Annotated in this window: 19 protein-coding genes and 1 pseudogene; 12 read left to right on the top strand and 8 right to left on the bottom strand. The window is 70.3% G+C overall.

Features of this window, described 5'->3' with window-relative positions; genetic code table 11:
* The first annotated feature begins 241 nt into the window (after positions 1-241).
* The 3 genes from AC3A57_RS12985 to AC3A57_RS12975 all read left to right on the top strand — a co-directional run bounded on the left by AC3A57_RS12985 (position 242) and on the right by AC3A57_RS12975 (position 2711).
* Positions 242-910, top strand: coding sequence for a thiol:disulfide interchange protein DsbA/DsbL (locus AC3A57_RS12985; protein ID WP_487579280.1), 669 nt, complete (start codon positions 242-244; stop codon positions 908-910).
* A 143-nt stretch (positions 911-1053) separates the two neighbouring features.
* Positions 1054-1926 (top strand): thiol:disulfide interchange protein DsbA/DsbL, encoded by an 873-nt coding sequence (locus tag AC3A57_RS12980; protein ID WP_487579279.1) that lies wholly within the window; start codon positions 1054-1056, stop codon positions 1924-1926.
* 26 nt (positions 1927-1952) lie between these two features.
* Complete coding sequence (locus tag AC3A57_RS12975) at positions 1953-2711, top strand: endonuclease/exonuclease/phosphatase family protein (RefSeq protein WP_487579278.1); 759 nt, start codon at positions 1953-1955, stop codon at positions 2709-2711.
* A gap of 287 nt (positions 2712-2998) precedes the next feature.
* On the opposite strand, the gene AC3A57_RS12970 is transcribed toward AC3A57_RS12975, so the two are convergent.
* The gene (locus AC3A57_RS12970) at positions 2999-5926 is read right to left on the bottom strand and encodes a TonB-dependent receptor (RefSeq protein WP_487579277.1); all 2928 of its coding nucleotides are present in this window, start codon (positions 5924-5926) and stop codon (positions 2999-3001) included.
* Between the two features lie 282 nt (positions 5927-6208).
* Positions 6209-7012 carry a sulfite exporter TauE/SafE family protein gene (locus tag AC3A57_RS12965; RefSeq protein ID WP_487579276.1) on the bottom strand — a complete coding sequence of 268 codons (804 nt, stop codon included), beginning with the start codon at positions 7010-7012 and terminating at the stop codon, positions 6209-6211.
* A gap of 326 nt (positions 7013-7338) precedes the next feature.
* Between AC3A57_RS12965 and AC3A57_RS12960 the strand changes: the two genes are divergently transcribed.
* From AC3A57_RS12960 to AC3A57_RS12945, 4 genes are all read left to right on the top strand, one after another.
* Positions 7339-9435, top strand: coding sequence for a lytic transglycosylase domain-containing protein (locus AC3A57_RS12960; RefSeq protein ID WP_487579275.1), 2097 nt, complete (start codon positions 7339-7341; stop codon positions 9433-9435).
* A 7-nt stretch (positions 9436-9442) separates the two neighbouring features.
* Positions 9443-10357, top strand: coding sequence for a complex I NDUFA9 subunit family protein (locus tag AC3A57_RS12955; RefSeq protein WP_487579274.1), 915 nt, complete (start codon positions 9443-9445; stop codon positions 10355-10357).
* Positions 10358-10555: 198 nt separating this feature from the next.
* Positions 10556-10933, top strand: a complete 378-nt coding sequence (locus AC3A57_RS12950; RefSeq protein ID WP_221671056.1) for a PH domain-containing protein — start codon at positions 10556-10558, stop codon at positions 10931-10933.
* A 129-nt stretch (positions 10934-11062) separates the two neighbouring features.
* The gene (locus AC3A57_RS12945) at positions 11063-12304 is read left to right on the top strand and encodes a multifunctional CCA addition/repair protein (protein ID WP_487579273.1); all 1242 of its coding nucleotides are present in this window, start codon (positions 11063-11065) and stop codon (positions 12302-12304) included.
* A 219-nt stretch (positions 12305-12523) separates the two neighbouring features.
* On the opposite strand, the gene AC3A57_RS12940 is transcribed toward AC3A57_RS12945, so the two are convergent.
* The 6 genes and pseudogenes from AC3A57_RS12940 to tsaD form a co-directional block, all read right to left on the bottom strand.
* The gene (locus AC3A57_RS12940; protein WP_487579272.1) at positions 12524-15022 is read right to left on the bottom strand and encodes a TonB-dependent receptor plug domain-containing protein; all 2499 of its coding nucleotides are present in this window, start codon (positions 15020-15022) and stop codon (positions 12524-12526) included.
* 214 nt (positions 15023-15236) lie between these two features.
* Complete coding sequence (locus AC3A57_RS12935; RefSeq protein WP_487579271.1) at positions 15237-15644, bottom strand: VanZ family protein; 408 nt, start codon at positions 15642-15644, stop codon at positions 15237-15239.
* Positions 15641-16825 carry a class I SAM-dependent methyltransferase gene (locus AC3A57_RS12930; protein WP_487579270.1) on the bottom strand — a complete coding sequence of 395 codons (1185 nt, stop codon included), beginning with the start codon at positions 16823-16825 and terminating at the stop codon, positions 15641-15643. Before AC3A57_RS12930 ends, AC3A57_RS12935 begins: the two co-directional genes overlap by 4 nt.
* Positions 16826-17112: 287 nt before the next feature.
* The gene (locus AC3A57_RS12925; RefSeq protein ID WP_487579269.1) at positions 17113-17943 is read right to left on the bottom strand and encodes a DUF6159 family protein; all 831 of its coding nucleotides are present in this window, start codon (positions 17941-17943) and stop codon (positions 17113-17115) included.
* 117 nt (positions 17944-18060) lie between these two features.
* Positions 18061-18417: a dihydroneopterin aldolase gene (gene folB / locus AC3A57_RS12920; protein ID WP_487579268.1), complete on the bottom strand. Its 357-nt coding sequence runs from the start codon at positions 18415-18417 to the stop codon at positions 18061-18063.
* Positions 18418-18568: 151 nt separating this feature from the next.
* Positions 18569-19588 (bottom strand): annotated as a pseudogene (gene tsaD, locus AC3A57_RS12915) (tRNA (adenosine(37)-N6)-threonylcarbamoyltransferase complex transferase subunit TsaD); the annotation flags it as partial.
* A 136-nt stretch (positions 19589-19724) separates the two neighbouring features.
* Here tsaD and rpsU point away from each other — a divergent pair.
* The 5 genes from rpsU to dnaG all read left to right on the top strand — a co-directional run bounded on the left by rpsU (position 19725) and on the right by dnaG (position 23972).
* Positions 19725-19940 (top strand): 30S ribosomal protein S21, encoded by a 216-nt coding sequence (rpsU, locus tag AC3A57_RS12910; protein WP_031371286.1) that lies wholly within the window; start codon positions 19725-19727, stop codon positions 19938-19940.
* A gap of 229 nt (positions 19941-20169) precedes the next feature.
* Complete coding sequence (locus AC3A57_RS12905) at positions 20170-20616, top strand: GatB/YqeY domain-containing protein (RefSeq protein WP_487579267.1); 447 nt, start codon at positions 20170-20172, stop codon at positions 20614-20616.
* A 131-nt stretch (positions 20617-20747) separates the two neighbouring features.
* The gene (locus tag AC3A57_RS12900; protein WP_487579611.1) at positions 20748-21035 is read left to right on the top strand and encodes an SEC-C metal-binding domain-containing protein; all 288 of its coding nucleotides are present in this window, start codon (positions 20748-20750) and stop codon (positions 21033-21035) included.
* Between the two features lie 157 nt (positions 21036-21192).
* Positions 21193-22122 carry a YihY/virulence factor BrkB family protein gene (locus AC3A57_RS12895; RefSeq protein WP_487579266.1) on the top strand — a complete coding sequence of 310 codons (930 nt, stop codon included), beginning with the start codon at positions 21193-21195 and terminating at the stop codon, positions 22120-22122.
* A 101-nt stretch (positions 22123-22223) separates the two neighbouring features.
* A complete protein-coding gene (gene dnaG / locus AC3A57_RS12890; RefSeq protein WP_487579265.1) occupies positions 22224-23972 on the top strand; it encodes a DNA primase in 1749 nt (582 codons plus the stop codon).
* The last annotated feature ends 183 nt before the right edge of the window (positions 23973-24155 follow it).

The following is a 24155-nucleotide window of genomic DNA, read 5'->3' as shown; positions in this document are numbered from 1 at the left end:
GTTTTCGTTTCCATAGGCATGCTCTACAGGCGCCGGCAGCCGCGATGCGATGCGATGCGATGCGAACAGTGAACCCGGTCACCTTGCGCGCGGCGGGAACTTCCGCGATGCCGCGCCGGTCCATTCCAACACTCCCGCTTGAGACGCCGGCCGTTATCCTTGGCGCCGGCGTTTTTCATGTCCGCCCTCCGCTCGCGCGACGAACTGCGTCCGCTGCGGGCCACCACCGACGAGATCACCGATGAAACTGCGCTTGGCCGCCCTGCTGTTGCTCGCCGCCCTCCCCTTCGCTTCCCTCGCCGCGCCCAAGGCCGGCGCGCCGGCCGGCCCGGCGCCCGAGATCGGCGTGGACTATGTCGTGATCGAAGGCGGCAAGCCGTTCGCGCCGGTCAAGGGCAAGGTCGAGGTGGTCGAGGTGTTCGGCTACACCTGCCCGCATTGCGCCCACTTCGAGCCGCAGATCGCGGCCTGGCGCGCCAAGCTGCCGGCCGACGTCGAGTTCGTCCCGCTGGCCGCACCGTGGGGCGGCTACTGGACCCCGTACGCGCAGGCCTTCTACACCGCGCAGTCGATGAAGCTGCTGGGCAAGACCCACGAGGCGGTATTCAAGGCCCTGCACGAGCAGCGCAGCCTGCCGATCCAGAACGCCACCCCGGCCGAGATCGCCGCGTTCTACGCCCGCTATGGCGCCAACGCCCAGGCTTTCGCCGCCGGCATGACCGGCCCGGCAACGAACCAGGCGATGGAGAAGGCCAAGGCCTTCATCATGGCCAGCGGCATCGACGGCACCCCGTCGATGGTCGTCGCCGGCAAGTACCGCATCACCACCCAGAAGGGCTTCGACGACATGCTGCGCGTCGCCGACCACCTGATCGCGCGCGAGCGCGCCGGCGCCGGCAAGAAGCGCTGAGCCGGCCTGCACTCCCGCTTCCCCATGACGGCCGCTATCCTGGCGGCCATTGCCGGCGGAGCCGCGACGCACCGGCGCGCGCCCGCCCCCTCGACTGATCGCATTCCGATCGCTTTGTGGAGACTCCACCGATGAATTCGCGTATGGCTTCGCTGTCCCGCTATCCGCTCGTGCTGACCGCGCTGGTCGCGCTGGCGGCCTGCAACAAGACCGACACCGCTCCGGCCGCCGACACCGCCACGCCGGCCGCGCCGACCGCCGATGCCGCCGCTCCGGCGGCCGACAACGCACCGGCCGCTCCGGCGGCGCCGGAACAGCCGGCGATCCAGCCCGCCGCCGTCGCCACCCCGCCGGCCGGCCCGGCCCCGGTCGCCGGCGCCGACTATCAGGAAATCCCGGCCGGCCAGGCCTACGAGCCGGTCGCGGGCAAGATCGAAGTCGCCGAAGTGTTCAGCTACACCTGCCCGCACTGCGCCCAGTTCGAACCGCAGCTGCTGGATTGGCGCAAGAAGCAGACCGCGGACGTGAAGTTCACCCCGGTCGCCGGCCCGTTCGGCGGCAACCCGATTCCGTTCGCCAAGGCCTTCTACACCGCCCAGACCCTGGGCCTGCTGGAGAAGACCCACGAGGCGATGTTCCGCGCCGTGCACATCGAGCAGACCATCCCGTACCAGAGCGTCACCGACCAGCAGTTCGGCGACTTCTACGCCAAGTACGGCGCCAAGCCGGCCGACTTCATCGGTACCATGAACAGCTTCGCGATCAACGCCAAGCTCAAGCGCGCCGAGCAGTTCATGCAGCGCTCGGGCGTCAGCGCCAGCCCTTCGCTGGTGATCAACGGCAAGTACCTGGTCACCACCGAGAAGGGCTTCGCCGACATGCTGCGGGTCGCCGATCACCTGGTCGCGCGCGAACGCGCCGCGATGCAGGCCCCGGCCGCCCCGGCCGAGGGCGCCGCGGCTCCGGCTCCGGCTCCGGCGGCGGCCGCCGCCCCGGCGGCGCCGGCCCAGGGCTGATCGGCCCGCACGCCCAGGGACCTGGCATGACCACACGCCGGCTGCGCCTGCTCAGCGCGAACATCCAGGCCGGCTCCAGCACGCGTCGCTACAGCGATTACGCGACGCGCAGCTGGTCGCACGTGCTGCCGGCCGGCAACAAGCGCGGCAGCCTCGACGCGATCGCCCAGTTGGCCGGCGAGCACGACATCGTCGGCCTCAACGAAAGCGATCCGGGCAGCCTGCGTTCGGGCTTCACCAACCAGACCCACTACCTGGCCCAGCGCGCCGGCTTCGAGTACTGGAGCCACCAGCCGAACCGGCGCGTCGGCAGCGTCGCCTCCAGCGCCAACGGCCTGCTCAGCAAGCTGGAACCGCGCGAAGTCGTCGACCATCCCCTGCCCGGCCGGATCTCCGGCCGCGGCGTGCTGATCGCCCATTACGGCCAGGGCGACGACGGCCTCACCGTCGCCGTCGCCCACCTTTCGCTCGGCGCCGGCTCGCGCGGCAGCCAATTGGCCTTCATCGCCGAACTGCTGCACGACCACCCGCACGCAGTGCTGATGGGCGACTTCAACTGCTCCCCCGACCGCCCCGAGATGCAGGCCCTGTTCCGCGGCACCCGCCTGCAGCCGCCGAGCGAACCGCTGGCGACCTTCCCCAGCTGGCGCCCGCAGCGCGCGATCGACCACATCCTGCTCGGCGACGGCCTCAGCTTCGCCGGCGCCCGCGCCGTGCCCGCCGCGCAATCCGACCATCTGGCCCTGTCGCTGGAACTCGACGTACCGGAAAGCGCGTTGCGCTGAAACCGCGCCGCGACGGGTAGGAGCGGCGCAAGCCGCGACCGCGGTCTCGCGGCGGCGGCGCAACCGGCAGCAACGCGTCGCGGCTCACGCCGCTCCTACAGGGGTTACGGCGCGAGATTGGGGTTGCGCGGTCGCGACTGGCGTCGCTGCTACCCCTAAGCCCTGCCTCTGTTTCTGCTTCGACGGCGACACCGGCACGCAAACGAAACGGCCGGTGGTCGCCCACCGGCCGTTCGCTTTGTTGCGGGTAGCGAACTACGCCGCGATCGGATCGAACTACGCCGCGATCAGAAGCGCAGGTCCGCGCGCAGGTAGAAGAAGCGGCCGCCCGGGATGTCGTAGGTGGACGCGTCGTAGCCGTTGAGCGAGCACGACAGGCACACCGGCGGATCCTTGTCGAACAGATTGTTGACGCCGCCGGTGATCTGCAGCCCCTTCAGCCAGTCGATGTGGTAGCCCAGCTGCAGGTCGTGGTAGGTGATCGCGTCGAGCTTGTTCTCGCCGGTCACCGAGTTGTCGCAGTACGGCGAGTCCAGCGCCGAGGCCTGGCAGATTTCGTCCAGCTCGGAGATGTGGCGCACGGTCCACGACGCGTTCCAGGCGTTGCGCTTCCACGACAGGGTGGCGTTGGAGGTCCACTCCGGGATCGCGCTGTCGTTGACTTCCACGCCCGGCTTGCGCGGCTGCACCTGGCCGGCGGCGCCGACCGCGTCGTACTGGGTCACCCAGGTGTTCTGCCAGCTGAACTTGAACTGGCCCCACGAGGTTTCCGGCAGGGTCCAGAAGAAGTCCATGTCCCAGCCGGAGGTCTTGATCGAACCCAGGTTGGTCAGCTTGTTCTCGAACGAGTTGATGCCGCCGACGCTGGAACGGGTGATGCCGTTGCAGTAGGTCGGGTCGAGGGTCTGCACGCACAGGTTGAGCTGGGTCTGGGCGTCGATCGCCTGCACCGCGCCTTCCAGCGAATGGCGGTAGTAGGTGACCTCGAAGTCGAACTTGTCCGACCACGGCACGCCCGCGGCCCAGGCCGGGCTGTAGACGAAGCCGGCGGTGAAGCTGCGTGCGGTTTCCGGCTCCAGGTCGGGGTTGCCGCCGGTCTGCACCGAGATCTGGCTGTTGGCCTGGGTCGCGCCGGCCGGCACGCCGAGCGCGGCGCAGTTGGCGCGGTTGCCGGTCGGCGGGGCGCCGGTGATCGAGATCAGGCAGGGATCGCTGAGCTGCAGGTCGGCGCGGCTGGCCGAGCCGAACAACTCGCCGATCGACGGCGCGCGGAAGCCTTCGGCGTAGGTGGTGCGCAGCAGGAACTCATCGGCGACTTGCCAGCGCAGGCCGTACTTCGGGGTGAACTGGCCGCCGAAGGTCGAGTAGTCCGAATAGCGGCCGGCCAGGCTCAGGTCCAGGCTCTTGCCGAACGAACCTTCCTTGATCAGCGGCAGGTTCAGCTCGACATAGGCTTCGTTGACGTCGTACTCGCCCTTGGTCGGCAGCGACTGGGTGCCGTTGTAGAAGCCGGCGACGGTGATCGGATCGGGGCGGTAGAAGCCTTCGTACTTGCGGTATTCGTAACCGGCCGCGAACGACAGCGGGCCGGCCCACAGGTCGAACAGATCGCCGGACAGGTTGGCGGTGAAGGTCTGCAGCTTCTGCTCGCTGCGGTCGCGCACGACCGGGCTGATCCAGTTGAGCATCGCCGGGGTGATCGTGCCCGGGCCGCCGAACAGGTTCAGCGGCACGCAGCCCGGGGTCGCGGCGCACACCGCCGGATCGCCGACCGCGATGTTGATGTTGCGGATGTTGTAGCTGCCGCGGTTGGTCTGTTCGGCCTCGTTCTTGTTGCTGGCGAAGTTGACGTCCCAGAAGTAGGTGCGGTCGCCGGCGTCGAAGCTGCCTTCCACGCCCGCGGCGATGTACTGGGTATCGACCTGCTGTTCGAAGATGCGCGGGCCGCCCTCGACCGGACGGCGGCCGAGCAGGACCAGGTTCGGATTGGCGCCCTCGGTGGTCAGGTCGAAGCCGAACGGGTTGAACGGATTCAGGCGCGAGATGGTGATGTGCTCGGACCAGACGTTGCCGGTGCCGGCGTCGAGGCCGAGGAACAGCGGTTCCGGCGCGGCCTGGTTGACCGATTCGCGGCGGTTGTACAGCGCCTTGACGTAGGCCTGGACGTTGTCGTTGAAGTGGTAGCGGAACTGGGCGAAGGCGCCGGTGCGCTTGGACGGCGTCAGCAGCATGTTCTCGCGGGCGAAGTTGTAGCGGTTCGCGCCGGTGAACGGAATGAAGTCCTGCGGATAGCGCACGCCGTTGGGGAAGCTGCTGCCGTTGGGCGTGGTGATGTTGCAGAACGGGATCGGCGGGGTGCTCGGATCGTCGTCGGTGTCGGTCAGCGGGCAGGCGGTGCTGGCGGTCGGCGGGGTGATGATGAAGCGGCCGTTCGGGGTCGCCGAGCTGCCGGTCTCCACGCCCAGGCCCGGCACCGGCACGCGCGACAGCGCACGGTCGCGCGAGAACACCGGATCCTGGTCGACGTAGCTCAGGCCGAGGAACAGGTTGGCCTTGTCGGTGTTGAAGCCGTAGGCCAGGTCGACGCCCTGCAGCTCGCCGTCGCCCTTGCCGTACTGGCCGTAGTTCAGGGTCACCTGGCCGCCGTCGAAGTTGCGCCGGGTGATGATGTTGACCACGCCGGCGATGGCGTCGGAGCCGTACAGCGAGGACGCGCCGTCCTCGAGCACTTCGATGCGCTCGACGATGGCCAGCGGAATGGTGTTGAGGTCGGTCGCCGCGCCCACGCCGGAGGCGGAGGACTCGTTGACCCAGCGCATGCCGTCGACCAGGACCAGCACGCGCTTGGGGCCGAGGTGGCGCAGGTCGACCTGGGCCGAGCCGGCGCCGATGCCGTCGCCGTTCGGCGAGAAGCCGAAGTTGCCCGAGGAGTTGAACTTGGTGTTGAGCGCCGAGCCGGCGCCGGTGAGTTCCTGCACGACGTCGCCGATCGAGGTCAGGCCGGTGCGTTCGATGTCGTCGCGGGTCAGGGTCTGGACCGGGACCTGGCTTTCGATCTCGGCCTTCTTGATGCGGGTGCCGGTCACCTGGACCGTGTCGAGCGTGGTGGCGTCCTTCGCCGGAGCGGCGTCCTGGGCTGCGGCGAACCCGGGCAGTGCGATCAGCAGGGACAACTGGATGGCTTTCGCCAGGGCATGGCGACGCGACACTTTCATCGACTCTCTCTCCCTCAAGTTATGTGACTTAGCTCTGCTGGCTATTGGCACGCCGTCCGATCGGTCGGAAGGCATCGAGAGGTTGTAAACAATCCGTGAATCCGCCACAAGGCGCAAACAGGAGGGTCTTGCCAAACCGGTTCCAGTTTCGGATCGCTTTCGTCGGCGCCGGCGGACGCACGGTCGATACGGCGTCGTGCGGTGGCCCGTTCAGCCAGGTCTGCGGACAGTCGCCGCCCCTCCGGCCGCGCGGCTGGAGCCAGGCCGGGGCGAACCGTGCAGTCAGGCTCGGCCGCCGAGCAGCAGGCTGACCGCGACCAGGATCAGGAAGCCGGCGAACACCCGCTTGAGGGTGTCGCCGTGCAGGCGATGGGCGAGCCGGGTGCCGTAGGGCGCGGCCAGCACCGAGGCCACCGCGACGCCGATCGCCGCGGGCAGGTAGACGTAGCCGATCGCGTGTTCGGGCAGGGCGCCGGGCGGCGCGTTGAGCGCGTAGCCGACCGCGCTGGCCAGGCCGATCGCCACGCCGCAGGCCGAGGAGGTGCCGACCGCGCGCACCGGCGCCACCCCGCGCCAGACCAGCAGGGGCACGGTCATGCTGCCGCCGCCAATGCCGACCACCGCCGACACCGCGCCGATGCCGACCCCAGCCGCCGACAGAGGCAGCCCCTGCGGCGGCGGCGCGCCGTCGGCCAGCGGCGCGCGGTTCTTGCCGAACAACAGTTGCGCCGCAGCGATCAGGCAGTAGCCGGCGACGATCAGGCGCAGCCAGTTGCCGTCGATGCGCACCGCGACGAAACTGCCGAGCCAGCCGCCGAGCAACAGCCCCGGCACCATCCAGCGCACGGTCGGCCACAGCACGCTGCCGCGCTTGGCGTGGGCGCGCGCCGAGGCGGTCGCGGTCAGCACGATGCTGGCCAGCGAACTGGCCAGCGCGGTGTGCATGGCCGCCTCTTGCGGGATGCCCATCCACGGCGCGATCCAGGCCAGCGCCGCGACCAGCACCAGGCCGCCGCCGATGCCGAGCAGGCCGGCGAGCACGCCGGCGACCGCGCCGAGCGCGAGGAACACCAACCACACCGTCATGCCTGCGCTCCGGTCGTTACCGACGCGCCGCAGGCGGTGGAATTGCAAACTCGATTCATCGCAGCGGGCCTGGTCCAGCGGTAGGCGATCGTCCAGAGCGATCTCGGGGGCGACGCCAGCGGCGCGGGACCGAAGTCCGCCCTGGATGGCGGCGCGCGGCGCGGCGAGCGAAGGCCGCATTCTGCGCCCCGCTGCGCGCGCTGGCGACCGCGCGTCTTGCGCGAGCGCGCGAGGCGATAGCGTCGATCGCGACGGCGATAGCAATCCGCTCGCAACGCGGGCTTGTTCATATAAGGCATTCATCCGCTCTGGGCTATAGTCCGGCGATGCTCCCGCGCCCTCTCCGCCTCGCCGTCGCCGCCTTCGTCGCGGCCCTCGCCACCACCGCCTGCGCCCAGACCACGGCGTCGGCGCCGAGCCCTGCCGGCGCCGCGGTCAAGCCGCGCGCGATCGCCCATCCGCTGCCCGCGCCGGCGGCCGATCCGCAGCTGCCGCGGGTGCGCGCCGCGCTGGAAGCGGCCGAGCGCCCCGGCTTCGATGCCGGCCAGTACGCCGACCTCGGCCGGCATCCGCTGTACGGCTGGATCGAGTACGCGAACCTGCGCCGCAACATCGACGCGGTCAACAACGGCCAGGCCGCCGACTTCCTCGCCCGCCGCGGCAAGGAAGCCTCCGGCGACGCGTTCCGCGAGATCTGGCTGGCTGCGACCGCGCGCCGCGAGGACTGGCCGAGCTTCCTCGCCGCCTGGACCCCGCGCAGCGTCGCCGGCAAGGAACGCAGCGTCGCCCTGCGCTGCGCCGAATTGAACGCGCGCCAGGCGCTGGGCCGGCTCGACGAGGCCTGGAACCGCGAGGCCCAGGCGATCTGGCGCAGCGGCGGCAAGTCGCTGCCCGACGGTTGCGATGCGCCGTTCGCGCTGCTCGCCGCGCGCGGCGGGCTGAGCCCGGAACTGCGCTGGGAACGCATCGAGGCCGCGGCCGCGGAATGGCAGCCGGCGGTGATGCGCGCCGCGGCGCGCGGGTTGCCGGCGGAGCAACTCGCACTGGCGAACGACTACGCGGCGTTCCTGGACAACGTCAATGAGCGCGCGCTCGGTTGGCCGAAGACCGAGCGCAGCCGCAAGATCGCCTCCTACGGCCTGGCCAAGCTGGCCAAGGCCCAGCCGGCCAGCGCCGAGGCGCAGTTGCCCAAGTACGCCGCGGCGCTGGGCTTCAGCGACGCCGACCGCGGCCGGGTGCTGTACCAGGCGGCGCTGTGGACGGTGGCCTCCTACGAACCCGACTCGGCGCGCCGGCTCAATGCCGTGCCCGAGGTCGCCTTCGACGAACGTCTGCACGAGTGGCGCGCGCGCGAGGCGATGTCGCGCTCGGACTGGGCCGGCGCGCTGGCGGCGATCCGCAAGATGGGCGCCAAGCAGCGCGGCGAATCGCGCTGGCAGTTCTTCGAGGCGCGGCTCAGCGAACGCGCTGGCGACCAGGCCAGCGCGGCGCGGCTGTACCGCGAGGCCGCGCGCAAGACCGACTTCCACGGCTTCCTGGCCGCCGACCGGCTCGGCGCGCCGTACGCGCTGTGCCCGGTGCAGCCGGCCGACAGCCTCGCCGCCAAGAGCGCGATCGCGCGCGATCCGGCGCTGCTGCGGGCGATGGGCCTGTACCAGATCGACCGCAGCGGCTGGGCGGTGCGCGAGTGGGACGAGGCGCTGAGCCGCTTCGACGACACCCAGCGGCGCCTGGCGATCGAGGTCGCGCAGGGCTACCAGTGGTTCGACCGCGCGGTGTTCTCGCTCAACAAGACCCCGCAGGAACAGCGCCTGTACTACCTGCGCTTCCCGCTGCACCACGGCGACACCATCCGCCGCGAGGCCGCCGCCAACCGCATCGATCCGGCCTGGGTCGCGGCCGAGATCCGCGCCGAAAGCGTGTTCAATCCCAAGGCGCGCTCCGGCGCCAACGCGATGGGGCTGATGCAGGTGCTGCCCGGCACCGGCGCGCAGGTGGCCAAGAGCCTGGGCCTGCCCTGGGGCGGCGCCGCCAGCCTGTACGACTCCGACACCAACATCGTGCTCGGCACCGCTTACCTGCGCCAATTGCTCGACAAGTACGGCGGCCAGCCCTACTTCGCCATGGCCGGCTACAACGCCGGCCCGGCGCCGCTGGCGCGCTGGCAGTCGCAGCGCCCGGGCATGGAGCCGGAGTTCTGGATCGAGACCATCAGCTACAAGGAGACCCGCGAGTACGTCGCCCGCGTGCTCGCCTTCAGCGTGATCTACGACTGGCAACTCAACGGCGACGCGATGAACGTCAGCGACCGCCTGCGCGGGGTCGTCGACGGCAAGCGCAAGGCCTTCGTCTGCCCGCCCGAACCCGCCGCACGGCCCGCCGCCGCACCGGCGGCTGCGGCCGAAAGCGCCGAGGGCGAGTGAGGCCGCGATGGCGCGCCGTCATGTCCTGGTTCTCGGCGGTACCGGCTTCGTCGGCCGGCATCTGGTCGACCATCTGCTGCGCGAGCGCTGCCGCATCACCGTGCTCAGCCGCGGCGTCGAGCCGGCCAAGAAGCGCCGGCTCTCGCGCGACGCCAGCCTGATCGAGGGCGACGTCGGCAATCCGGATTTCCTGCGCGCCGTGCTCGACGACGTCGACGCGGTGGTCAACCTGGTCGGCATCCTCAACGAGCGCGGCGACAGCGGCGCCGGCTTCGAACACGTGTTCGTCGAACTGCTCGACGCCCTGCTCGAAGCGATGCGCGACATGGGGGTGAAGCGCCTGCTGCAGATGAGCGCGCTCAACGCCGGCACCGGCCAGAGCCATTACCTGGAATCGCGCGGCCGCGCCGAGCAGCGGGTGCGCGCGAGCAAGCTCGACTGGACCCTGTTCCGGCCGTCGGTCATCGCCGGCCCCGGCGACGGCCTGTTCTGCCGTTTCGACCAATTGCTGCGCTACTCGCCGGCGCTGCCGATCGGCCGCAGCGGCGCGCGCTTCCAGCCGGTGTGGATCGGCGATGTCGCCCAGGCCTTCGTCAACGCGCTGAACGACGGCCAGCACATCGGCCGCAGCTACAACCTGGTCGGCCCGGACGTGCTGAGCCTGGGCGAGATCGTGCGCGCCACCGCCCGCGCGCGCGGCCGCCTGCGCCTGGTGCTGCCGCTGCCGGATGCGCTGGGCAAGTTGCAGGCCGAGGTCGGCGAACACCTGCCGGGCAAGCCGATCAGTCGCGACAACTGGCGCTCGCTGCAGACCGATTCGACCAGCGTCGAGAACGGCTTGCTAAAGCTCGGCGTCGAACCGACCCCGGTGCTGCCGAAGCTGCCCGAAATTCTCGGCCTGCCCCCTGTAGGAGCGGCGTGAGCCGCGACCACCGCAGCGGTTTTCGACAGCGCTGTCGCCGAAGCCCGGACGTTCGGACAGTACCCGCTCCAAGCGCTGCGCCCCAGGTCTTCGGGCGCTACGCTCGCGTACACCGCTGCGGTGGTCGCGGCTTACGCCGCCCGACAAGCGCAGCGGCGCTGCGCTAGGATGAGCCACCTCACGCGAAGGGACCCTGCCATGGGCCTGCTCGACACTCTGCTCGGCCACGCCGGCGCCAAATCCGCCGACAAGGTCAACGACGACTTCGCTCCGCTGCTGGCGCCGGGCGAAACCGTACAGCGCGCGTTCGGCGAGATCCGCGACCTGATCGTGTTCACCGACCGGCGCCTGATCCTGGTCGACAAGCAGGGCGTGACCGGACGCAAGACCGAGTTCCTCAGCCTGCCCTACCGCAGCATCGTCATGTTCTCGCTGGAGACCGCCGGCCACTTCGACCTGGAAGCCGAACTGCGGCTGTGGGTCTCCGGTCAGCCGAACCCGATCGTGCGCCACCTCGGCCGCAGCGCCGGCGCCGAGGACATCATCGCCTTGCTGGCGCAGAATTCGCCGCGCTGAACTGGCGGGGTTCGGGACTCGGGACTCGGGACTCGTAAAGCAGTATCCCGCGTCTCCGCCAGGTCGCCGGCAGCGCTCTTTCGAGTCCCGAGTCCCGAGTCCCAAGTCCCGAGTCCCGTGGAGACCAGAGTGAAAACCTATCTCGTCGGCGGCGCGGTCCGCGATGCCTTGCTCGGCCTGCCGGCCGGGGACCGCGATTACGTGGTGGTCGGCGAAACGCCGGAGGCCATGCTGGCCGCGGGTTTCAAGGCGGTGGGCAAGGACTTTCCGGTGTTCCTGCACCCGGACAGCGGCGAGGAGTACGCGCTGGCGCGGACCGAACGCAAGTCCGGCCGCGGCTACCGCGGTTTCGTCGTCGACGCCGACCCCTCGGTGAGCCTGGAAGAAGACCTGGGCCGGCGCGACTTCACCATCAACGCCATCGCCCGCGCCGAGGACGGCAGCCTGGTCGATCCCTACGGCGGCGCGCGCGACATCGAACAGCGGGTGCTGCGCCACGTCGGCCCGGCCTTCGTCGAGGACCCGCTGCGGGTGCTGCGTGCGGCGCGTTTCATGGCCCGCTTCGCCGCGCACGGCTTCCAGGTCGCGCCGGAAACCATCGCGCTGATGCGGCGCATGGCCGAATCGGGGGAGCTGGCCGAGCTGGTCGCCGAACGGGTCTGGCAGGAACTGCGCCGCGCCCTGACTTGCGCGCAACCGTCGGCGTTCGTGCGCACCCTGCACCAGGCCGGCGCGCTGGCCGCGGTGCTGCCCGAAGTCGAAGCGCTGTACGGCGTGCCGCAACGGCCGGAGTACCACCCCGAGGTCGACACCGGCGTGCATACCGAGATGGTCATGGACATGGCCGCGCGGCTGGCGCCCGGCGACGACGTGATCGGCTTCGCCGCGCTGACCCACGACCTGGGCAAGGCGCTGACCCCGGCCGAGCTGTTGCCGCGCCACCACAACCACGAGCACGCCGGGCTGGAACCGCTGGCGCGGTTGTGCGCGCGGCTCAAGATACCGACCGAACACCGCCTGCTGGCCGAGGCGGTCTGCCGCGAGCACCTCAACGTACACCGCCTGGCCGAGATGCGGCCGCGCAGCGTGTACGAGCTGATCGCGCGCTGCGACGGGTTCCGCAACCCGCAGCGGATCGAGCAGATGAGCCTGGTCTGCGAGGCCGACAAGCGCGGCCGCCTGGGCCTGGAGGAGCAGCCCTATCCGTCGGGCGCGGCCCTGGTCGCGGCCTTGCGCGCCGCGCTGGCGGTGCGCGCCGGCGACCTCGCGCCCGGCCTCAGCGGTCCGGCGGTCGGCGAAGCCATGCGCCGCGCCCGCATCGAAGCCATCGCCGCCCAGCGCAAGGCCGATACCGAGTCGCCACAGGGGTAGGAGCGACGCCAGTCGCGACCACGCCCCGACAACGGCGACGCAAGCCAGCGCGTCGTGTCGCGGCTTACGCCGCCCTCGCAGCGCTCCATTCGGCGACGGCGCGAGAACGCAGCCCCGGTCGCGACTGGCGTCGCTCCTACCCCGTCCAACATGCCGATCCGGACGATAAAAAGCCGCCGCGGGTGAGCGCGGCGGCTTGTCGGCTGCGTTACAGCGCGATCAGAAGCGGTAATCGATCCGCGCGTAATAGCTGCCGCCGTTCATGCCGAACGGCAGGGTTTCCCAGCCGTACTTGAAGCCCAGCTGCGGGAACGGCGCGCCGTCGACCTTGTCCCACTTGTCGGGATAGGTGTCGAAGATGTTGTTGCCGCCGACGGTCAGGCTGAGCTGGTCGCTGAACTTGTAGCGCACCGCCAGATCGCCCAGCCACTTGCCGCCCCAACGCTGCTTGACGCCCGGGGTAAAGCCTTCGCCGGCGACCGAGCCGTAGTAGTTGGCGCGCGCGGTCCATTCCCAGGCGCCGACCTCGTACACGCCCTGCAGCACGTGGTGCGAGCGCGGCTGGCCTTCCTCGATCAGGGTCACCTGGGTGTCGTCGAACAGCACGTTCGGCGGCAGGATCGCCGACTGCGAGCGGCGCGACTTGACTTCGGTCTTGTTGAAGTGGACCAGCGCGGTCAGGTTGAGCTTGGAACCGCCGGCGAACTCGGTGTTGTGATTGGCGACCAGGTCGACGCCGGTGGTGCGGGTGTCGATGGCGTTGGTGAAGAACAGCACCTGGCCGACCCCGATCGGATCGAGGATGGCGCGGATCGGACAGTTGGCGTTGTTGGCCGCGCACGGCAGGCCGTTGTTGCCGACCGCCTCGGGCTGGATGTTGCTGGAGAAGATGATCCGGTCGTCGATGTCGATCCGGAACACGTCCAGGGTCAGCGAGAAGCGGTCGTTGGGCTTGAGCACGAAGCCGACCGAGGCGCTCTTGGAGGTTTCCTCCTTCAGCGGCTCGATGCCGAAGGCGCGGGTCACCGCGCTGTCCTGGCGCGCGGTCAGGGTGTCGGTCAGCTCGCCGGCGGCGTTGAGGTTGGTCGAGCGCTGGCTGTAGAACAGCTGCTGCACGCCCGGCGCGCGGAAGCCGGTCGAGACCGTGCCGCGCACCGCGAACGCGTCGCTGGCGTCGAAGCGCGCCGACAGCTTGCCGGTGGTGGTGTTGCCGAAGTCGGAGTAGTCCTCGTAGCGGATCGCGCCGCCGAGCAGGAAGCGCTCGGTCAGGTTGGTTTCCAGATCGAGGTAGACGGCGTAGTTGTGGCGGCCGTCGTCGACCGCTTCGTTCGGCGAGAAGCCGGGGAAGCCCTGCATGCCGGGCTGGGCGGTGTCGCCGGTCTGGCCGACGATCGCGATCGAACGATCGTTGGTGCGGCCGTAGGTGTAGGTCACCGGCGCGCCGGGACGGATCTGGTAGTCGTCCTTGCGGTACTCCAGGCCGGTGCCCAGGTACAGCGGGTTGTCGTTGAAGCCCTTGAGCGTGCCGCGGAAGTCCAGGTTGAAGGTGGTCTGGTCGGCCTGCAGGGTGCCGGTGTCGGCCTTGGTCGGCGATGCGGCGTAGATGCCGCCGCCCGGCTTGGGCTCGTACCACCAGCTGACGTTGACCGAGTTGCTCTCTTCGAAGCCGAACTTGCTGCGGCCGCGGTTGATCGAGACGTCCCAGTCCCAGTTGTCGTTGATCGGCGCCTTGTAGCCGACCGCCAGCGAGTGGTCGTCGACCGTGGTCAGGATGTTGGGCAGGAAGCCGTTCGGGTACAGCGCCGGCACCGTGCGGTTGTCGCCGGCGCTGCGGAAGAAACCGGAAGAGTCGCCTTCGCGACGCGACAGGCCGCCGAACCAGTACAGCTCGCCGGTGCCGACCGGCAGGCCGCCGTTGAACCAGAAGTAGGCGTCGGTGGCGTCGGCGTCGCCCAGGCGCTGGGTCACCCGCGGCGGGTTCACCCGCAGGCTGTCCGGGCCGGCGCGGTTGGTCTCGGCGCGATCGCGGTATTCCAGCGACAGATTGAGGTAACCGCCGTCGCCGCCGAGCTTGAAGCCGTGATTGACCGAGGCGGAGTAGTTCTCGCCGTCGCCGGCGTAGTACTGGCCGGCCTGGAACGAAAGCTGGGTCTCCTCGGTCTGCTTCTTGAGGATGATGTTGATCACGCCGGAGATCGCGTCGGAGCCGTACTGCGCGGCAGCGCCGTCGCGCAGCACTTCGATGCGTTCGATCGCCGACAGCGGGATCGCGTTGATGTCGGTGCCGGCCGAACCGCGGCCGATGGTCTGCTGCACGTTGACCAGCGCCTGCTGGTGGCGGCGCTTGCCGTTGACCAGCACCAGCACCTGGTCCGGGCCCAGCGAGCGCAGCGTCGCCGGGCGCAGGATGTCGGTGCCGTCGCTGACGAAGGTGCGGGAGAAATTGAACGAGGGCTCCAGCATCTGCAGGATCTGGCCGATCTCGGTCGCGCCGGTCGCGTTCAGTTCTTCCTTGCCGATCACGTCCACCGGCGCCGCGGTGTCTTCGGCGGCGCGGCCGCGCACGCGCGAACCGGTGACCTGGACCGCATCGAGGGTCGTCGCTTCGCGGCTGGGCGCGGGGGCGGGCTCCTGGGCGAAGGCGGTGGGGGCCACGAGGGTGGCGGCCATGGCGGCGGCCACGGCTAAGGCCAGACGGTTGCGATGCGCTACGGACATGGAAGGGGTTCCTTGCGAGGGACGGGCAGGCCGGATCAGCCCGCGGTGGAGCCTCACAAGTTTTTAACCTTTGCGCAAGCTGCCATGTGATCTTGCCGACCCTGGCAATGTGACAAACCTCGACTTACTGACGCGAGGCTCACCCGGGGTTCAGTTGCTACGGCACCCGAAGCACACTGAACAGGGGCGTTTGCGCAAAAAACACGTCGCGCGTTCAGCCGGCGCGCGGCGCCAGCCAGCGGTCCACGCGCTGCAGCCAGCCGGCCACCGGGGTCGTCGCCAGCAGCAGGCCGATAACGGCGCCGAGGCTGTTGGCCAGGGCGTCGACGATGTCGCCGCTGCGCGACTGGGTCAGGTTGGCCTGGGCGAATTCCAGCGCCACGCCGAGCGCGATCAACGCCGCGGCGGCGATCGCCTGGGCGCGGCGGCGCGCGAACAGCATCCCGGCATAGGCCGACATCGCCGCGTAGGCGGCGAAGTGTTCGATCTTGTCGAAACCGGAGAACGGCGGCGGCGGCAACTCGCGCGCCGGCAGCAGGGTCGCGCCGATCACCGCCAGCACCATCGCCGCGCCCAGCGCGCACCACAGCGCCGGGCGCCGGAACTCGCGCAACGCGCTCACAGGCGGAAACTCAGGTCGCCGGCCATGAACGCCACCCCGAACTCGACCTCCTTCTCGAAGCCCATCACCTGGAACCGCTCGCCCATTTCGCTGGGCAGGGTCAGGCGCTTGACCTCGTCGAGGCGGCGCTGTTTCTCGACCGGATCGGCGATGCCCTCGATCCGCTCCAGCACCCCGGCCAAGCCGTTGCCGAGCAGGAAACTGGCCTGGTTGCAGTAGCCGGCCAGGTCGAAGCCGGCGGCCACGCCGGCCTCGACCAGGGCGGTGAAATCGACCGAGGCGGTGAGGTCCTGCAGCCCCGGCCACAGCAAGGGCTCGTCGTGCATGCGGTGGCGGTAATAGGCGCGCAGGGTGCCGTCGGCGCGTTCGGGCGCGTAGTACTCGCTGCGCGGATAGCCGTAGTCGACGAACAGCATCGCCCCGCGGCGCAGGCCGCCGGACACGGCCTGGATCCAGTACGGCAGCTGCGGCAGCAGTTCCGAGCGATAGCCCTCGGCCAGCGGCCGCTCCAGCCGGCGCTCGGCCAGGCGCACCGCATTGGCGAGGAAATCGTCGGCCGGCCGCAGGGTGCGGGCGAAGCCCTCGCCTTCGGCGACCACGTACTCCTCGAACACTTCCTCGTCGCGGATCGCGAAGCGCGGCGTCGGCAGCGCATCGATCACTTCGTTGGCGAACAGCACCCCGTCCCACTCGTCGCCGAACGGGCCGTCGGGCCATTCCAGCAGTTCGAACACCGGCGGCACCAGGCGTTCGCGCAGGCGCTCGCGCTGGCGGTGGCGCAGCTGCGCGCTGGGCTCGAGGATGGCGTAGCGGTCGGGCAGCGCATCGAGTTCGAGCAGGCGCTTGAGCGCCACTTCGGCGAACGCGCCGGTGCCGCCGCCGAGCTCGAGGAAACGCGCCTGCGGGCCGATCTGGCGCAGCACCGGCGCCACCGCTTCGGCGACGCAGGCGGCGAACACCGGGCCGAGCTCGGGCGCGGTGACGAAGTCGCCCTCGGCGCCGAACTTGCTCGCGCCGGCGCTGTAGTAGCCCAGGCCGGGCGCGTACAGGGCCAGCTCCATGAAGCGCGAGAACGGGATCGCGCCGCCGTGGGCGGCGATCTGTTCGCGGATCAGGGCGGACAGGCGCGCGCTGTGCGCCAGCGCGTCGGCGTCGGGGGGCGGCAGATCGAAAGAATTCACGTGGTTCGGGGCGCGTACGGGCGCACGGCAAGCGGGCCGCCAGGATACGGCCCGAACCCCGTCAGCGCGACCGCCGCCGCCCTTGTAGGAGCGGCGTCCCACGGGGATTTCCTCCGGTCATAAGCCGCGACAGCCGCGCCGGTTACGCCCGCGCGGCGGCCGCAGGCCGGGCAAACGGCGCAGTTCGCGTGATCCGACTGGCCGGACTGCGGCCAGCACGCTTTCGAACGTCGCTTCGGTTGGTCGCGACTTGCGTCGCTCCAACCCGGGCCGCTCCGCGCTCCTCGTCAGCGCCGGACCAGCGCGCTCTCCAGCTGCAGGCCCTCGAAGCCGGCCGGCAGTTCGCCTTCGTTGGCGTAGCGGTACAGCGCGGCCGAGTACACCCCGCCGAGCGCGCTCTGGTACACCGCCAGCGCGAGCAGGGCGAGCACGGTCAGCGCGCCGACCAGCACCGCCAGCGCCGACGACATCAGGCCCAGCAGCCAGGCCAGGCCGAAGCCGGCCAGGCCGGTGCCGATCATCAGCGCGGCGAAGGCGAAACCGATGCCGACCATGCCGGCCGCGCTCTCGCCCCAGGTGCGCTTGAACAGCGCCACGCTGCGCTTGACCGCCTCGACCGGGCCGATGTCCTCGGCCACCAGCACCGGCACGACCAGGAAGGTGGCCATGGTCCAGGCCGCGCCGAGCGCGCTGCCGATCAGGCGCACGATGAAGTTGTTGTCGCGGTCCTTGAGCGCCTGCAGGATCATGCCGACGGTCGCGGCGATGGCGGCGTAGCCGGCGATCGCGGCCAACCGCGCGGTCGCGGCGCGGAAGCCGTCGGCCAGGGTCGGGTTGCCGCCCTCCAGGCGGATCATCGCGCCGCTGACCAGGGCGCAGTTGCAGAAGATGATCACGAAGTACTGGCAGAAGTAGAAGGCGAAGCTCAGCACCGCAGCGCCGACGCCGAAACCGTCGGCGAACGCGTCCATGACCACCACCGGGATCAGGAAGGTGGCCAGCACCACCAACACGCAGATCGCCGAGATCACCGGAAACAGCATCAGCTCCCGGTCCGAACGCAATACCGCGGCGCTGGCCTTGACCAGTTCCCAGCTGCGCGAAAGTTTGTCGAACATCGCCGTTCCCCTACGAATTCCCCGCCGCATCGTCGAACCTGGCGCGACGATGCGCAAGAGGGGCGGCGCCGGGGCCGGCGGACGATCGCCTCGCCGGCCGCGCTCGGCGGCCGCGGATCACGGCGCGCGCGAACGCTCGATGCGCACCCCGACCCCGCGCGCGCCGCGGATCGCGCTGGGCTTGGTCAGCTTGAGCCGCACCCGACTGACGCCGAATTCCTCGATCACGATCGCCGCGACCCGTTCGGCCAGAGTTTCGACCAGGCCGAACTGCGACTGGCCCACATAGTCGGCGATGCGGTCGCTGATCGCCTTGTAGTCCAAGGTGTCGCCGATCGCATCGCTGGCCGCCGGCACCCGGTTGTCGAAGTCCATTTCCAGGTCGAACACCAGCGGTTGGCGGATCTTGCGTTCCCAGTCGTAGATGCCGATCACGGCCTCGAGCTCGAGGCCTTCGATGAAGACGTGGTCCATAGGGGGCGGGACTCGGGACTCGGGACTCGGGACTCGGAAAAGCGCGGCTATGGTAGGCGGGATCGCATCGGCTTCGCGAGACCCGGATTGCGGTCCCGCAGCGGCGAGTCCCGAGTCCCGAGTCCCGAGTCCCGAGTCCCGAGCAAGGCTATACCGCCTGCAACAACGCCATGTCCCAGCGCGGCGTCACCTTGACCGCGGCGTCTTCGTGCTGGCCGGCCTGCAGGCGCAGGGCGCCGGCGTAGGCGATCATCGCGCCGTTGTCGGTGCAGAACGCCGGACGCGGGAAACAGACCCGGCCGCCGCGTTTTTCCGCCATCGCCGCCAGCTGCGCGCGCAGCCGGCGGTTGGCGCCGACGCCGCCGGCGACCACCAGGGTGTCGCAGCCGGCCGCGTCGAGGGCGCGCTGGCACTTGATCGCCAGGGTGTCGACCACCGCATCCTCGAAGCCGCGGGCGATGTCGGCGCGGGTCTGGTCGCTGCGGTCGCTGTTCTGCCAGGCCAGCAGGACCTGAGTCTTGAGCCCGCTGAAGCTGAAGTCCAGACCGGGCCGGTCGGTCATCGGCCGGGCGAACTTGAACCGCCCCGGCACGCCGAGCTCGGCCTGCGCCGCCAACTGCGGCCCGCCCGGGTAAGGCAGGCCCATCAGCTTGGCGGTCTTGTCGAAGGCCTCGCCGGCGGCGTCGTCCAGGGTCTCGCCGAGCAGGCGGTAGCGGCCGATGGCGTCGACCGCGACCAGTTGGGTGTGGCCGCCGGACACCAGCAGGGCCACGAACGGCGGCTGCGGCCGGCCCAGCGGGTCGTCCTCCATCAGCGGCGCCAGCAGGTGGCCCTCCATGTGGTGGATGGCGACCGCCGGCACCTCCAGCGCCCAGGCCAGGGCGCGGGCGACCCCGGCCCCGACCAGCAGGGCCCCGACCAGGCCCGGGCCGGCGGTGTAGGCCACCCCGTCCAGGTCCTGCGGGCGCAGGTCCGACTCGGCCAGGGTCTGGCGGATCAGCGGCAGCAGCTTGCGCACGTGGTCGCGGCTGGCCAGCTCCGGCACCACCCCGCCGTACTCGGCGTGCAGGGCGATCTGGCTGTAGAGCGCGTGGGCGCGCAGCCCGGCCTGGGTGTCGTAGACGGCGACGCCGGTCTCGTCGCAGCTGGTCTCGATGCCGAGGACCTTCATCGGAGCGCCCCGCCGGCCGCGGTTTTCTGGGAGAATGTCGCGTTCATGGGGGTGTATGTTGCACCTTCCGTCCGAGCATCGCTATAATGCGCGGCTCTCCCGGTCTGCCCGGGCCGGTTCCCTAACGAGATAACGTATGCCCAGCGTCAAAGTCCGCGAAAACGAGCCTTTCGAATTTGCCCTGCGCCGCTTCAAGCGCACCTGCGAGAAGGCCGGCGTCCTGGCCGAGACCCGCAAGCGCGAGTTCTACGAAAAGCCGACGCAGGAACGCAAGCGCAAGGCCGCTGCTGCGGTGAAGCGTCAGGCCCGCCGCGCTTCGCGCGACGTCACCAAGCGTCAGCGCCTGTACTGATCGCCCGCTTCGCGCCGTTCGGCCCCAGGCCGATCTGCGCGCGTAGCGAGCACGAAGCCGGCCGCGCCTCGGGCGCCGCCGGCTTTTTGCGTTTCCGGCTTGAGAGCCGGGAACGGAGAGTAGGGAATAGGGCATCGGCAAAAACAGACCGCGCCGCCTCTCCCACCCGCTCTTTACCCCGCTCCTGACCAATCCCGATTCCCCATTCCCCATTCCCGGCCCCCGACCCATGAGCCTCAAACAACGCCTCACCGAAGACATGAAGGCCGCGATGAAGAGCGGCGACAAGCAGTCCCTGGGCGTGATCCGCCTGATCAACGCCGCGCTCAAGCAGAAGGAAGTCGACGAGCGCATCGAACTGGACGACACCGCGGTGATCGCGGTGCTCGACAAGATGGTCAAGCAGCGCCGCGACTCGGTCAGCCAGTACCAGGCCGCCGCGCGCGAGGACCTGGCCCAGGTCGAGCGCGACGAGATCGTGGTGATCGAGCGCTACCTGCCGGCCAAGCTCGGCGAAGCCGAGATCCTGGCCGTGGTCGACGCGCTCATCGCCGAAGTCGGTGCGACCGGCCCGGCCGACCTGGGCAAGCTGATGGGCCCGCTCAAGGCCAAGCTGGCCGGCAAGGCCGACATGGGCCAGGTCTCGGCCCTGGCCAAGCAGCGCCTGGCCGGCTGAGCGGCCAGCGTCGCAGCCCCACCCGCCGCGCCCGCATCGCGCGCGGCCGCAGGACCCGGACGCCGCCCACGGCGGCGTCCTTCGCCGGCTCGACGAGCCACACGCCAGGAGGTGTTCCATGAAACCACGCCATCGCGCCCGCCCCGACTGCTTTCGAGACCGCGCCCGCGCTTGAGCTCACCCGCAAGCGCCGCCGGGGCTATCCCTCGGAAACCCAGGTCCGTCGCGGCCGTCGCTTCGTCCACGGCGACAAGGAACTGGTCGAGAAGCTGGGCCGCAACGATCCCTGCCCCTGCGGTTCGGCCCGGAGGTTGAAGAGAATTGTTGCCTGCACGGCGGCCGCCACGACGGCGCCGGCCGTCACGACTACTTCCGTGATTGAATCCGTCGTGATTGAATCCGCCGCGAAGCGACCGTGATTGAAGCGGCCGTAGTTGGAGCCGCCGCGATTGAGGCGGCCGCAGCAATCGCGACCGAAGTCCGCCTGAGCCCACGCCTGAACGCCGCGGCCACGCCCGGCTAACCCCAGGCCGGCATACTGGGGGCGACGCCGCACGCGTCGCCCCCTTCTGCCGCATGCCCTTGCAACCCAGCCCGCCCGCACCGCCGACCGATCCCGACGACCTGGCCGAGCGCATCCGCGCCCTGCAGGCGCGGCTGGGGCGCAGCGCGCCGGGGCAGTTGCTGGAGCGCTTCTTCGAGTACGACCTGCTGGCCCTGGCCGCGGCGCTGTCGTTCTACACCCTGCTCTCGCTGGCGCCGCTGGTGCTGTTGCTGCTGTGGCTGACCACCGCGCTGTACCCGTCGGCGCAGGAAGAATTCTTCCGCCAGATCGGCCTGCTGGTCGGCAGCGAGGTCGAGGGCACCGCGCGGCTGATCGTCGCCAACGCCGAGCACCGGCCCGACACCGGCTCGATGGCGGCGGGATTCGGGCTGCTGGCCCTGCTGGTCGGCGCCTCGGCGGTGTTCGGCCAGTTGCAGACCGCCTTGAACCGGGTGTTCCGCAGCGACGCCCAGCGCCTGGGCGGGGCGCTGGCCTGGCTGCGCAAGCGCCTGCTCTCGTTCGGCATGGCGATCAGCGTCGGCTTCCTGCTGGTGGTGTCGATGGCGGTGCAGGCGGCGCTGCAGTTGCTGATCGCCTACCTGCCCGATCTGTTGCCGCTGGCCGCCGGCATCGTCTCGTTCCTGCTCTACGCCCTGGTCTTCGCCGCGATGTACCGCTGGCTGCCGGACCGGCCGGTCGGCCGCCGCCGGGCCCTGGTCGGCGGCGCGCTCACCTCGGCGTTGTTCATGCTCGGCCGCAGCGCGATCGGCCTGTACCTGGGCCAGGCCAGCCTGGGCAGCGCCTACGGCCCGGCCGGCGGCCTGGTGGTGATGCTGGTGTGGATGTATTACTGCGCGATGGCGTTCCTGCTCGGCGCGCTGATCACCGCGATGCTCGATGAGCGCGCGCGGTTGCGCCGGCGCCTGAGCGAGGCGCGCGCCGCGGCCGCGCCCCCGGCCTGAGCCAGCGGCCGCACCCGGCCACGCCCCGCGCCGCCGCGCATGGCATCCTAGACGCCGATCCACCAGCAGCGATTGCGCCCGATGCCCGGGCGCGCCCCGGCATGGCCCGCATTCCCGACGGCTTCATCGACGACCTCCTCGCCCGCACCGACATCGTCGAGGTGGTCGGCTCGCGCGTGCCGCTGAAACGGCAGGGCAAGGAGTATTCGGCGCGCTGCCCGTTCCACGACGAGCGCTCGCCCTCGTTCTGGGTCTCGCCGACCAAGCAGTTCTACCACTGCTTCGGCTGCGGCGCGCACGGCACCGCGATCAGTTTCCTGATGAACTACGACCGGCTCGAGTTCCTCGACGCGGTCGACGAACTGGCCAAGCGGATCGGCGTGGAGGTGCCGCGCGACACCCGCTCGCGCAACCAGGATTCCGAGACCCAGGACCTGTACACCGCGGTCGAGGCGGCGCAGCGCTTCTTCCTGCGCCAGTACGCGGCCAGCGGCAAGGCCCAGGGCTATCTCGACGCGCGCGGGGTCAGCATCGAGATCCGCGACCGCTTCGGCATCGGCTATGCGCCCGACAGCTTCAACGGCCTGCGCGACGCGCTCGGCACCGACGAGCGGCGGATGAAGCTGCTCGAACGCGCGGGCCTGTTCTCCAAGAACGAAAGCGGCCGGGTCTACGACAAGTTCCGCGACCGGGTGATGTTCCCCATCCACGACCGCCGCGGCCGGGTCATCGCGTTCGGCGGCCGCGTGCTCGACAAGGAGGACGGGCCCAAGTACCTCAACTCGCCGGAAACCCCGCTGTTCCACAAGGGCCGCGAGTTGTACGGGCTGTGGCAGGTGCGCCAGGCGCACAACAAGATCCCGCGCCTGATCGTGGTCGAAGGCTATATGGACGTGATCGCGCTGTTCCAGCACGGCGTCGACACCGCGGTGGCGACGCTGGGCACCGCGACCACGCCCGACCACGCCGAACTGCTGTTCCGCAACGCCGCCGACGTGTACTTCTGCTTCGACGGCGACCGCGCCGGGCGCGGCGCGGCGTGGAAGGCGGTGGAGTCGGTGCTGCCGCGGATGAAGGACGGCCGCCAGGCCTTCTTCCTGTTCCTGCCCGACGGCGAAGACCCGGACAGCCTGGTGCGCCAGGAGGGCGCCGACGGTTTCGACCATCGCCTGCGCGAGGCGATGCCGCTGTCGCAGTTCCTGTTCGACAGCCTCGCCGCCGACGTCAATCTCAACACCCTGGAAGGCAAGGGCCGCCTCGCCGAGCGCGCCAAGCCCTTGCTGGCGCAGATTCCCGACGGCGCCTTCGGCGACCTGATGAAGCAGCGCCTGACCGAGCTGACCGGGGTCGGCGCGCGCGCCGCCGGGCCGGAAACGCATGTGCCGGCGCAGCGCGCGCACGGCGGCGGCCGCGCCGCGCCGACGCCGAAGCGCTCGCTGGTGCGCAGCGCGATCGCGATCGTGCTGCAGAAGCCTTCGCTGGCCGCGGCGCTGGCGCCGCCGTACCGCTTCGCCCAGTTGCGCCAGCCGGGGATCGAACTGCTGACCGCGATCGTCGACCTGGTCCAGCAGCGGCCGGAGATCAGCACCGGCGCCCTGCTCGAGCATTTCGCCGAGCACGAGCAGGCTGCGGCGCTGCAGAAACTGGCCAGCCAGACCCTGCCCGGCAGCGACGACACCCTGCAGCGCGAGTTCCTCGACGCCATCGCCCAGCTCGACAAGCAGACCGTCGAGCAGCGGCTGGCCGAACTGCAAAGCCAGCAACGCGAGACCGGCCTCAACGAGGACGAGAAGCGCGAGCTGCTGTCGCTGCTGCAGGCGCGCTTGTCCCGCCCCACGGCCAAGGCCTGAGCGACCCCGCTTCCTGTAGGAGCGGCGTAAGCCGCGACAACCGAAGCGACGATCGAAAGCGCAGTGGCCGAAGCCTGGGCATTCGGGTCGCCTTTACCGCTCATACCGGCTATCCGGACTTCGGCGCGGACGCTTGCGTACACCGCTGCGGTTGGTCGCGACTTGCGTCGCTCTTACCCCTGC

It is taken from the genome of Lysobacter sp. Soil_C_15, assembly GCF_057657315.1.
This window is presented reverse-complemented; position numbering and strand designations above follow the sequence as displayed.